The following is an 11,285-nucleotide window of genomic DNA, read 5'->3' on the forward strand; positions in this document are numbered from 1 at the left end:
ATGGTAGAGTCATATAGTAAAAATGCCAACCACAATATGCGCCGGCCAGTGGTTAAAGATGAGATCGTTGACTTTATGCGCACGCGTCAAAAACCGGTAGCAGGTGCCTTGGAGGAGTTAGAAGCATTCGCCCGCAAGGAAAATATTCCGATTATTCCGCATGAAACGGTAGCTTACTTTAGACTACTCCTGCAAGCCCTACAACCAAAGAAAATCCTGGAAATTGGGACAGCAATTGGATTTTCAGCGCTCTTAATGGCTGAAAATGCTCCCGATGCACAAATTACCACTATTGATCGGAATGAAGAGATGATTGGCTTTGCCAAGGAAAATCTGGCTAAATACGATCAAAGAAAACAAATCACCTTGCTTGAAGGAGATGCAGTAGATGTCTTGCAGGATTTAACAGAGACTTATGACTTTGTCTTTATGGACTCTGCTAAGTCTAAATACATCGTCTTTTTGCCACGAATTCTCGAACTCATAGAGGTTGGGGGAATCGTGGTACTGGATGATATTTTCCAAGGAGGAGATGTTGCCAAGGACATCATGGAAGTGCGTCGTGGGCAACGAACCATTTACCGGGGGCTTCAAAATCTCTTTCATGCGACTCTCAATCATCCAGATTTGACCGCTAGTTTGGTGCCACTTGGAGATGGTATTTTGATGATTCGGAAAAATGCAGAGACGGTAACCTTGCCAGATCCTAGCTCTTTTTAGGTAAATTTAAGGTATTCTCTCTAATTTGTGGTAAAATAGAATAAGTTTAAAAAGGAACGGAGAATAATTTTCATGAAGAAAAAACTTGTAGCGGGTGCTGTGACCTTGCTATCAGTCGTAACACTAGCAGCGTGTGCCAATGGCACAAACAAAGATATCGTGACCATGAAAGGGGACACGATCACAGTTTCTGATTTCTATAATGAAATCAAAACCAACCAAGGTGCTCAACAAGTTCTTTTCCAAATGACCATCAATAAAGTCTTTGAAAAAGAATATGGATCAAAAGTTTCTGATAAAGAAGTCGATAAAGAATTGGCTAAACAAAAGAAACAATTAGGTAACCAATTCGATGCATACTTGGCGCAACAAGGCTTGACGGAAGAAACAGCGAAGAAACAAATCCGTAGCAATATGTTGTTGGAATATGCAGTCAACCAAGCGGCTAAGAAAGATATCAAAGAGTCTGACTACAAGGCAGCTTTTGAATCTTACACACCAGAAGTAACAGCACAAATTATCAAGTTGGATTCAGAAGACAAAGCAAAAGAAGTGTTGGAAGCAGCTAAAGCGGAAGGTGCAGATTTTGCCCAAATCGCCAAAGAAAATTCGACAGATACTGCTACAAAAGACAAAGGTGGTGAAGTTAAGTTCGATTCAGGAACAGCAGATATCCCATCTCAAGTCAAAGAAGCAGCCTTTAAGTTGGATGAAAACGGTATTTCAGATGTGATCACAGTTTCAGCAGGTCAAAACTATTCTGCTAGCTACTATATTGTCAAATTGAATAAGAAGACAGAAAAAGGTTCTGACTGGAAGAAATACGAAAAACGTTTGAAAGAGATCATTGTTGACGGTCGTAAGCAAGATACCAACTACATCCGTAGCATTATTGCAAAAGCGATGACCAATGCCAATATCAAGGTCAAAGATGATGCCTTCAAATCAACATTTAACCAATATTTGCAAAATATCGGTGTCCAAACGAGTGATAGCAGCTCATCATCTAAAAAATAGTTGACGGTTCCTGTTGGAACTTGTATAATGAAATAGTTGAGAATAAATCATTGTTACTCGGAATCAGAGAAGTGGCGGGGGTGCGAGCCATGGAAGAGAAATGATTTTGCTACTCGGCTGAGACAATTGCATATAAAATGAAGAATGACAAGTTCATTGAATGAAGGTGGTACCGCGGTTTTTCGCCCTTCGTTTAGTGGCTTGTCTTTTGTTTATGGGCAGTTGTCTGGAGCTTTTTAAAGGAGATCAAAAGATGCGAACCTATCAAGTGAAACAAAAATTTCGATTGGGTGGTGAGCGGTTCGATATCAAAGATGAGTTGGGAAATGTTGAGTACCAGGTTGAGGGATCTTTTCTTAAGATTCCCAAGACTTTTACCATCTATGATAAGAATGGACAAGAAGTGAGCCACATTACTAAAAAAACAATCAGCTTTCTTCCTAAGTTTGTGGTTGAGTTGAAGGATGGGGACTGCTTTTTTATCCATAAAAAACTGACGCTCTTCAGGGATAAATACGATATCGAAGATTTGGGACTGCGGGTACAAGGAAATATCTGGGATCTAGAATTCAAATTATTCGATGATCGGGATCAAATCGTCGCTGAGATTAGCAAAGAACTCTTTCATCTAACCTCTACCTACCAAGTATCGGTGTATGAGGATGAATACGCTGATTTAGTCATCTCACTTTGTGTCGCCATCGATTATGTCGAAATGTTAGAAGCTAGCGCAAATTAATCTTAAAAAATTAGGAGACAAATATGAAACAATTATCTAGTGCACAAGTCCGCCAAATGTGGCTTGATTTCTGGGCAAGCAAAGGCCACTCTGTAGAACCATCTGTTAGCTTGGTTCCTGTAAATGACCCAACCCTTTTGTGGATCAACTCAGGGGTTGCCACTCTTAAGAAATACTTCGATGGAACCATCAAACCTGAAAATCCACGGATTACCAATGCTCAAAAAGCTATTCGTACTAATGATATCGAAAACGTAGGGAAAACTGCTCGTCACCATACTATGTTTGAAATGTTGGGGAATTTCTCAATCGGAGATTACTTCCGTGATGAAGCTATTACGTGGGCTTATGAGCTTTTGACAAGTCCTGAATGGTTTGACTTCCCCAAAGACAAACTTTATATGACTTATTATCCAGATGATAAAGATTCATACAACCGCTGGATCGCTGTTGGGGTGGATCCAAGTCACTTGATCCCAATCGAAGACAACTTCTGGGAAATCGGTGCGGGGCCTTCTGGACCAGATACAGAAATCTTCTTTGACCGTGGAGAAGCTTTTGACCCAGAAAACATCGGCCTTCGTCTGCTTGCAGAAGATATCGAAAACGACCGTTACATCGAAATCTGGAACATTGTCTTGTCACAATTTAACGCTGACCCAGCTGTTCCTCGTAGCGAATACAAGGAATTGCCACACAAGAACATTGATACGGGCGCTGGTTTAGAGCGTTTGGTAGCTGTTATCCAAGGTGCCAAGACCAACTTTGAAACAGACCTCTTTATGCCGATCATCCGTGAAGTTGAAAAGATGTCTGGTAAAACCTATGATCCAGATGGCGATAACATGAGCTTCAAGGTGATTGCTGACCACATCCGTTCGCTTTCATTTGCGATTGGAGATGGGGCTCTTCCTGGTAATGAAGGACGCGGTTACGTTCTTCGTCGTCTCCTCCGTCGTGCTTCCATGCATGGTCAAAAATTGGGGATCGAAGGAACCTTCTTGTATAAATTAGTTCCAACCGTTGGGAAGATCATGGAAAGTTACTACCCAGAAGTACTTGAAAAACAAGACTTCATCGAAAAAATCATCAAGAGTGAAGAAGAATCATTTGCTCGTACCTTGAACTCTGGTCAACACTTTGCCCAAACCATCGTTGAAGACTTGAAAGCCAAAGGTCAAACAGTGATTGCCGGTCAAGATGTCTTTAAACTTTATGATACATACGGATTCCCAGTAGAATTGACAGAAGAAATCGCTGAAGAAGCTGGAATGACAGTCGATCGTGACGGTTTTGAAGCAGCTATGAAGGAACAACAAGAACGGGCGCGTGCATCTGCTGTCAAAGGTGGATCCATGGGGATGCAAAATGAAACCCTTCAAAACATTACAGTTGAAAGTAGCTTCAACTACAATGCCAGCCAATTGCCTTCTAAGTTGGTGGCTATCGTAGCGGACAATGCAGAAGTAGAGGCTGTATCAGAAGGGACTGCATCACTGATCTTTGCAGAAACTCCATTCTACGCTGAAATGGGTGGACAAGTTGCGGACCATGGTCAAATCTTGGATGCTCAAGGAAACGTCGTAGCGACAGTGACAGATGTTCAAAAAGCACCAAATGGACAACCACTTCATACTGTTGAAGTTCTTGCTCCTCTTGCCTTGAACCAAGAATACACCTTGGCTATCGATACCAATCGTCGTCATCGTGTCATGAAGAACCACACAGCCACTCACTTGCTCCATGCGGCTCTTCACAATATCCTTGGTAACCACGCAACCCAAGCGGGATCTCTCAACGAAGTAGAATTCCTTCGCTTTGACTTCACTCACTTCCAAGCTGTGACTCCAGAAGAATTGCGTGCTATTGAACAACAAGTCAATGAAAAGATCTGGGAAGCAATCGCAGTCGAAACGATTGAAACAGATATTGATACTGCTAAAGAAATGGGAGCTATGGCCCTCTTTGGTGAAAAATACGGTAAAGAAGTTCGTGTTGTCACTATCGGTGATTACTCAGTAGAGCTCTGTGGTGGTACTCACGTAGGCAACACTTCTGAAATTGGTCTCTTCAAGATTGTCAAAGAAGAAGGGATCGGATCAGGAACTCGTCGTATCTTGGCAGTGACTGGTAAGGAAGCCTTCGAAGCTTATCGTGAACAAGAAGATGCACTGAAAGCAGTCGCAGCAACCTTGAAAGCACCTCAACTCAAAGAAGTCCCTCATAAGGTGGAAGGTCTTCAAGAACAACTCCGTCAATTGCAAAAAGAAAATGCAGAATTGAAGGAAAAAGCGGCAGCAGCTGCAGCAGGCGATGTCTTCAAGAATGTTCAAGAAGCAAACGGACACCGTTATATTGCCAGCCAAGTTTCAGTTTCAGATGCAGGTGCTCTTCGTACCTTTGCGGATAACTGGAAACAAAAAGATTACTCTGATGTGCTTGTTCTTGTCGCAGCTATCGGTGACAAGGTGAATGTCCTTGTAGCCAGCAAGACAAAAGATGTGCATGCAGGTAATGTCATCAAAGAACTAGCTCCAATCGTCGATGGACGTGGTGGTGGTAAACCAGACATGGCCATGGCAGGAGGAAGCAACCAAGCGAAGATCCAAGAATTGTTGGATGCCGTAGCAGGTAAATTGTAATAATAGGAGAGGTTGAATGTTTGTTCAACCTCTTTTTTCAAAAAAGAAGCAGATCCAATTAGAAAAAGATTGCAACAAAAAAACCTTTCCGTCTGGAAAGGTTTTTCTTCTTATAAACCGTAGTTGTAATCGTCATCCTGCATGGCTTCTACTTCACCGAGAAGGTAACCATTTCCGACTTGAGAGAAGAAGTCGTGGTTAGAGGTACCGGTTGAGATCCCGTTCATGACGATTGGGTTGACATCATCTGCTGAGTCAGGGAAGAGCGGATCTTGTCCCAGGTTCATGAGGGCTTTGTTAGCGTTATAGCGAAGGAAGGTCTTGACTTCCTCTGTCCAACCTACACCGTCATAGAGGCTCTCTGTATAGCCTTCTTCATTCTCATAGAGAGTGTAGAGTAAGTCATACATCCATTCTTTGAGCTTTTCTTGTTCGTCTTCTGGTAATTCGTTAAATCCGAGTTGGAACTTGTAGCCGATATAAGTTCCGTGAACTGATTCGTCCCGAATGATCAACTTGATGATCTCAGCTACGTTGGCCAACTTGTTGTTTCCAAGATAGTAGAGCGGTGTGAAGAAACCAGAGTAGAAGAGGAAGGTTTCAAGAAAGACGCTAGCAACTTTCTTTTCTAGAGGAGTGCCATTGAGGTAGATTTCATTGATGATCTCTGCCTTCTTTTGAAGGAAAGGATTGGTATCAGTCCATTCGAAAATCTCTTCGATTTCTGACTTGGTATTCAAGGTAGAAAAGATGGAAGAGTAGGACTTAGCATGGACAGATTCCATAAATTGGATGTTGTTAAAGACAGCTTCTTCGTGGGGAGTACGGATATCTGCACGAAGAGCTTGCACACCCGTTTCAGACTGCATGGTATCCAACAGAGTCAATCCACCAAAGACTTTACCAACGAGGTCTTTTTCTTTATTAGACAACTTTCTCCAGTCATCCAGGTCGTTTGACAAAGGGATACGCGTATCCAACCAGAATTGCTCGGTCAGTTTTTCCCAAGTAGATTTATCGATGACATCCTCGATGGCATTCCAGTTAATGGCTTTGTAGTATGTTTCCATTTGCATCACTTTCTTTTTCTATTCATTCAATCGTTACTATTCTACCATAAATGGATAGAATACGCACAAAAAGTCGGCGAACCGACTTTTAATGGCGAACCTTGGGGCTGTCTTAGATGATACAGCTTTCACATTGGTTAGCACCGACTTCTCCACCATCATCTGTAAAGGTACGGACGTAGTAGATAGACTTGATACCCTTGTTAAAGGCGTAGTTACGAAGGATAGACAAGTCACGAGTGGTTTGTTTGTTTTCAGTTTTCCATTCGTAGAGACCTTTTGGAATATCGCTGCGCATAAAGAGGGTCAGTGAAAGACCTTGGTCTACGTGCTCAGTTGCAGCCGCATAAACATCAATCACCTTACGCATATCCATGTCGTAGGCAGAAGTGTAGTAAGGGATGGTTTCGGTTGATAAACCAGCAGCAGGATAGTAGATCTTTCCGATTTTCTTTTCTTGGCGCTCTTCAATCCGTTGTGTAATTGGGTGGATAGAAGCAGAGACATCATTGATGTAGCTGATAGATCCATTTGGTGCGACAGCCAAGCGGTTTTGGTGGTAAAGACCATCTGCTTGAACTTTAGCACGCAGTTCTGCCCAATCCTCTGCACTTGGAATGAAGATATCTTTAAAGAGCTCTTTGACACGATCAGATTTTGGAACAAACTCTCCAGTGGTGTACTTATCAAAGTAGCTACCGTTGGCGTAGTCTGATTTTTCAAAGTTATGGAAGGTAACGCCACGTTCACGCGCGATGTTGTTTGATTCCACGAGGGTCCAGTAGTTCATGAGCATAAAATAGATGCTGGTGAACTCAACAGACTCAGGTGATCCGTATTCGATCAATTGTTGGGCAAGGTAACTATGAAGTCCCATAGCACCAAGACCGAAGGTATGCGCTAGGCTATTGCCATGGTCAATAGTTGGAACAGCCACGATGTGGGAACTATCGGTGACGAAGGTCAAAGCACGAACCATGGCACGAATGGAACGACCAAAATCAGGTGAAGTCATCATGTTGACCACGTTGGTTGAACCAAGGTTACATGAGACGTCTGTTCCCATTTGGACAAATTCTTGGGCATCGTTGATCAAGCTTGGTTCTTGAACTTGTAGGATCTCTGAACACAAGTTACTCATGATGATTTTTCCATCAACAGGGTTTGCCCGGTTAGCAGTATCGATGTTGACTACATATGGGTAGCCAGATTCTTGTTGCAATTTAGAAATTTCAGTTTCCAAATCACGTGCTTTGATTTTTGTCTTACGGATATTTGGATTAGCGACTAACTCATCGTATTTTTCAGTGATGTCGATGTAGTTGAATGGTACTCCGTATTCACGCTCAACAGAGTATGGGCTGAAGAGGTACATTTCTTCATTCTTGCGAGCCAACTCATAGAACTTGTCTGGTACGACTACCCCAAGTGAGAGGGTCTTAACCCGAACTTTTTCATCGGCGTTTTCTTTCTTAGTAGAAAGGAAGGCAATGATGTCTGGGTGGAAGACATTCAAGTACACCACACCAGCCCCTTGGCGTTGTCCCAATTGGTTCGAGTAAGAGAAGCTATCTTCAAACAGTTTCATAACAGGAACGACCCCAGAAGCAGCTCCTTCATAGCCCTTGATCGGTGCTCCAGCTTCACGAAGGTTGCTGAGGGAGATCCCAACCCCACCACCGATACGAGAAAGTTGAAGGGCAGAGTTGATAGAACGTCCGATCGCATTCATATCATCTGTTACTTGGATCAAGAAACAAGAAACCAATTCTCCGCGGCGGGCACGACCAGCGTTTAAGAAAGAAGGAGTAGCTGGTTGGTAACGTTGGTGGATAATTTCGTTTGCGATATCTCGCGCGATAGCTTCATTTCCATCTGCAAAGTAGAGAGCATTGAAGAAGACGCGGTCTTCCATGCTTTCAAGATAATATTCTCCATCATTTGTTTTCAGAGCGTATTGGTTATAGAATTTATAAGCCGCCATGAAGGACTTGAATTGGAAGTTTTGGTCTTTGATAAATTGGGCCAATTCTTCCAAAAACTCAGGACGATACTTCTGAATGAAGGCTGTTTCGATATAGTTGTGTTCAATAAGGTAGTTGATTTTATCCGTTATTGAATCAAAGGTCATGGTATTTGGCACAACATTTTCTTTAAAGAAAGCATCCAAAGCTTCTTTGTCTTTATGAAGCATGATTTGACCGTTTACTGGACGGTTGATTTCATTATTAAGACGGAAGTAGGTTACGTCTTCAAGTGATTTTAATCCCATAATGTTCCTTTTTCTAGTTCAAAAAATGAAGAGGAGAAGTCCTCTCTTTACAAGTAAAAAGTCTAGTGTTAGGTTGCTAACGCTAGACCCTATTTAAGCAAAATACTGTGTTTATTATGAAAGTTTCTTCAACTTAGCTGGTTGAAAACCAGAAAATACTTCATCAGGTGTTTGAATAACTGGAGCAGCATTGAATCCAAGATTCTTAACGTGATCTACAAATTCTGGCTGTTCGTCTAAGTTAATTTCACGGTATTCCACGTGATTGCTATCGAGGAATCGCTTAGTCATTTTACATTGAACACAATTATTTTTTGAATAAATGGTTACCATTTCTTTTTCGTTCTCCTATCGAAATATAAATCTGTAAATAGTATAAACAAAATCCAGCAACTTGTCAACAAAATAAAACTAAATATTGTGCAAAGAGATGAAATGGAGTTTTCAAAGCACAATATATTGTGGTGAGTGAAAAGTGTGAAAATCTAAGAAATGGGATAGGAATAGGCTTTAAAGCATCTTTAATTAGTTATATTTTTTTGGTGAATCAATATCCTGTGGTTCAGTTGCTTCTTTTCATTGAAAGCGGAGGAAAATGTTACTTATAATATAGTAGAAAATTGAAAAGATATTTTCTCTGTTCTTCAGGTGCTTCTTAAAATGTATCTAAATTGGGATTTTTCGCAGTCTTTTTCTGTAAGTCAGTGATAAAAATCTTGAAAAAAATTTCAAAAGATGATATAATACCAAATTGTAAGGGTTATCAAAAGGTAACTCAAAAACTATTTTTAAAAAGGAGAGTCAAACTATGGCTTCTAAAGATTTCCACATCGTGGCAGAAACAGGTATCCACGCACGTCCAGCAACTTTGTTGGTTCAAACTGCTAGCAAATTTGCTTCAGATATTACTCTTGAATACAAAGGTAAATCAGTTAACTTGAAATCAATCATGGGTGTTATGAGCCTTGGTGTTGGTCAAGGAGCAGACGTTGTAATCTCTGCAGAAGGTGCTGACGCTGATGATGCTATCGCAGCTATCTCAGAAACAATGACTAAAGAAGGATTGGCTTAAAAATATGACAAAAATGCTAAAAGGAATTGCAGCATCTGACGGTGTTGCCGTTGCTAAGGCATATTTGCTCATTCAACCAGACTTATCATTTGAGACTGTTTCAGTCGAAGATACAAGTGCAGAAGAAGCTCGTTTGGATGCAGCTCTTGAAGCTTCACAAAACGAGCTTTCTCTTATTCGGGAGAATGCAGTAGCAAGCCTTGGTGAAGAAGCAGCGCAAGTTTTTGATGCGCATATGATGGTTCTTGCTGACCCTGAAATGATTGGTCAGATCAAAGAAACGATTCGTACGAAAAAAATCAATGCAGAAGCTGGCTTGAAAGAAGTCACTGACATGTTCATTGCAATCTTTGAAGGAATGGAAGACAATCCTTACATGCAAGAACGTGCAGCAGACATTCGTGATGTGACCAAACGTGTCCTTGCCAACTTGCTTGGTAAAAAATTGCCAAACCCTGCTTCTATCAATGAAGAAGCAATCGTGGTTGCGCATGACTTGACTCCATCTGATACAGCACAGTTGAACAAAAAGTATGTAAAAGCTTTTGTTACGAATATCGGTGGGCGTACAAGTCACTCAGCTATCATGGCTCGTACACTTGAAATCGCAGCTGTTCTTGGTACAAATAACATCACAGAACTTGTCAAAGAAGGCGATGTTTTGGCTGTTTCAGGGATCACTGGTGAAGTAGTGATCAACCCTACTGAAGAACAAATTGCAGAGTTCAAAGCAGCTGGTGAAGCTTATGCGAAACAAAAAGCTGAATGGGCTCTCCTTAAAGACGCTCAAACAGTAACTGCTGATGGAAAACACTTCGAGTTGGCTGCCAACATCGGTACACCTAAAGACGTTGAAGGTGTGAATGACAATGGAGCAGAAGCAGTTGGTCTCTACCGTACAGAATTCTTGTACATGGATTCTCAAGACTTCCCAACTGAAGATGACCAATACGAAGCCTATAAAGCAGTTCTTGAAGGTATGAATGGTAAACCTGTTGTCGTTCGTACAATGGATATCGGTGGGGATAAAGAACTCCCTTACTTCGATCTTCCTAAAGAAATGAACCCATTCTTGGGTTACCGTGCTTTGCGTATTTCTATCTCTGAAACTGGTAATCAAATGTTCCGTACACAATTGCGTGCCTTGCTTCGTGCATCTGTTCACGGTAAATTGCGGATCATGTTCCCAATGGTTGCTTTGTTGACGGAGTTCCGTACGGCTAAAGGCATTCTTGAAGAAGAAAAAGCAAAATTGGTTGCCGAAGGTGTTGCTGTGGCAGATGATATCCAAGTAGGGATCATGATTGAAATCCCAGCTGCTGCGATGCTTGCGGACCAATTTGCTAAGGAAGTTGATTTCTTCTCAATTGGTACAAACGACTTGATCCAATACACAATGGCTGCTGACCGTATGAACGAACAAGTTTCATACCTTTACCAACCATATAACCCATCTATCCTTCGTTTGATCAACAACGTGATCAAGGCGGCTCACGCTGAAGGCAAATGGGCTGGTATGTGTGGTGAAATGGCCGGTGACCAAACTGCTGTTCCACTTCTTGTCGGAATGGGCTTGGATGAGTTCTCTATGTCAGCTACATCTGTCCTTCGTACACGTAGCTTGATGAAGAAACTCGACACAGCTAAAATGCAAGAATACGCTAACCGTGCTCTTACTGAATGTTCAACAATGGAAGAAGTTCTTGAACTTTCAAAAGAATACGTGAACGTAGACTAAGAATTCAACAAGACT

Annotated in this window: 9 protein-coding genes; 6 read left to right on the forward strand and 3 right to left on the reverse strand. The window is 41.7% G+C overall.

The window, feature by feature from the left end:
- The 4 genes from LPB220_RS04170 to alaS all read left to right on the forward strand — a co-directional run bounded on the left by LPB220_RS04170 (position 1) and on the right by alaS (position 5,118).
- Positions 1–720, forward strand: coding sequence for an O-methyltransferase (locus LPB220_RS04170; RefSeq protein ID WP_150905725.1), 720 nt, complete (start codon positions 1–3; stop codon positions 718–720).
- A gap of 72 nt (positions 721–792) precedes the next feature.
- Positions 793–1,737, forward strand: coding sequence for a peptidylprolyl isomerase PrsA (prsA, locus tag LPB220_RS04175; RefSeq protein WP_150905727.1), 945 nt, complete (start codon positions 793–795; stop codon positions 1,735–1,737).
- A 253-nt stretch (positions 1,738–1,990) separates the two neighbouring features.
- Complete coding sequence (locus LPB220_RS04180) at positions 1,991–2,476, forward strand: LURP-one-related/scramblase family protein (RefSeq protein WP_150905729.1); 486 nt, start codon at positions 1,991–1,993, stop codon at positions 2,474–2,476.
- A 23-nt stretch (positions 2,477–2,499) separates the two neighbouring features.
- Positions 2,500–5,118 carry an alanine--tRNA ligase gene (alaS, locus tag LPB220_RS04185; RefSeq protein ID WP_150905731.1) on the forward strand — a complete coding sequence of 873 codons (2,619 nt, stop codon included), beginning with the start codon at positions 2,500–2,502 and terminating at the stop codon, positions 5,116–5,118.
- 110 nt (positions 5,119–5,228) lie between these two features.
- On the opposite strand, the gene nrdF is transcribed toward alaS, so the two are convergent.
- The 3 genes from nrdF to nrdH all read right to left on the reverse strand — a co-directional run bounded on the left by nrdF (position 5,229) and on the right by nrdH (position 8,793).
- Positions 5,229–6,188 (reverse strand): class 1b ribonucleoside-diphosphate reductase subunit beta, encoded by a 960-nt coding sequence (gene nrdF / locus LPB220_RS04190; RefSeq protein ID WP_150905733.1) that lies wholly within the window; start codon positions 6,186–6,188, stop codon positions 5,229–5,231.
- A gap of 112 nt (positions 6,189–6,300) precedes the next feature.
- Positions 6,301–8,460 (reverse strand): class 1b ribonucleoside-diphosphate reductase subunit alpha, encoded by a 2,160-nt coding sequence (gene nrdE, locus LPB220_RS04195; protein WP_150905735.1) that lies wholly within the window; start codon positions 8,458–8,460, stop codon positions 6,301–6,303.
- Positions 8,461–8,574: 114 nt separating this feature from the next.
- A complete protein-coding gene (nrdH, locus tag LPB220_RS04200; RefSeq protein ID WP_009732547.1) occupies positions 8,575–8,793 on the reverse strand; it encodes a glutaredoxin-like protein NrdH in 219 nt (72 codons plus the stop codon).
- 475 nt (positions 8,794–9,268) lie between these two features.
- On the opposite strand from nrdH, the gene LPB220_RS04205 reads away from it, so the two are divergent.
- Both LPB220_RS04205 and ptsP read left to right on the forward strand, forming a co-directional pair.
- Positions 9,269–9,532 (forward strand): phosphocarrier protein HPr, encoded by a 264-nt coding sequence (locus tag LPB220_RS04205; protein ID WP_003006411.1) that lies wholly within the window; start codon positions 9,269–9,271, stop codon positions 9,530–9,532.
- Positions 9,533–9,536: 4 nt separating this feature from the next.
- Entirely contained in the window at positions 9,537–11,270 is a 1,734-nt protein-coding gene (gene ptsP, locus LPB220_RS04210; protein ID WP_150905737.1) for a phosphoenolpyruvate--protein phosphotransferase, read from the forward strand.
- The last annotated feature ends 15 nt before the right edge of the window (positions 11,271–11,285 follow it).

Source organism: Streptococcus sp. LPB0220 (assembly GCF_008727815.1).
Taxonomy (GTDB): Bacteria; Bacillota; Bacilli; order Lactobacillales; family Streptococcaceae; genus Streptococcus.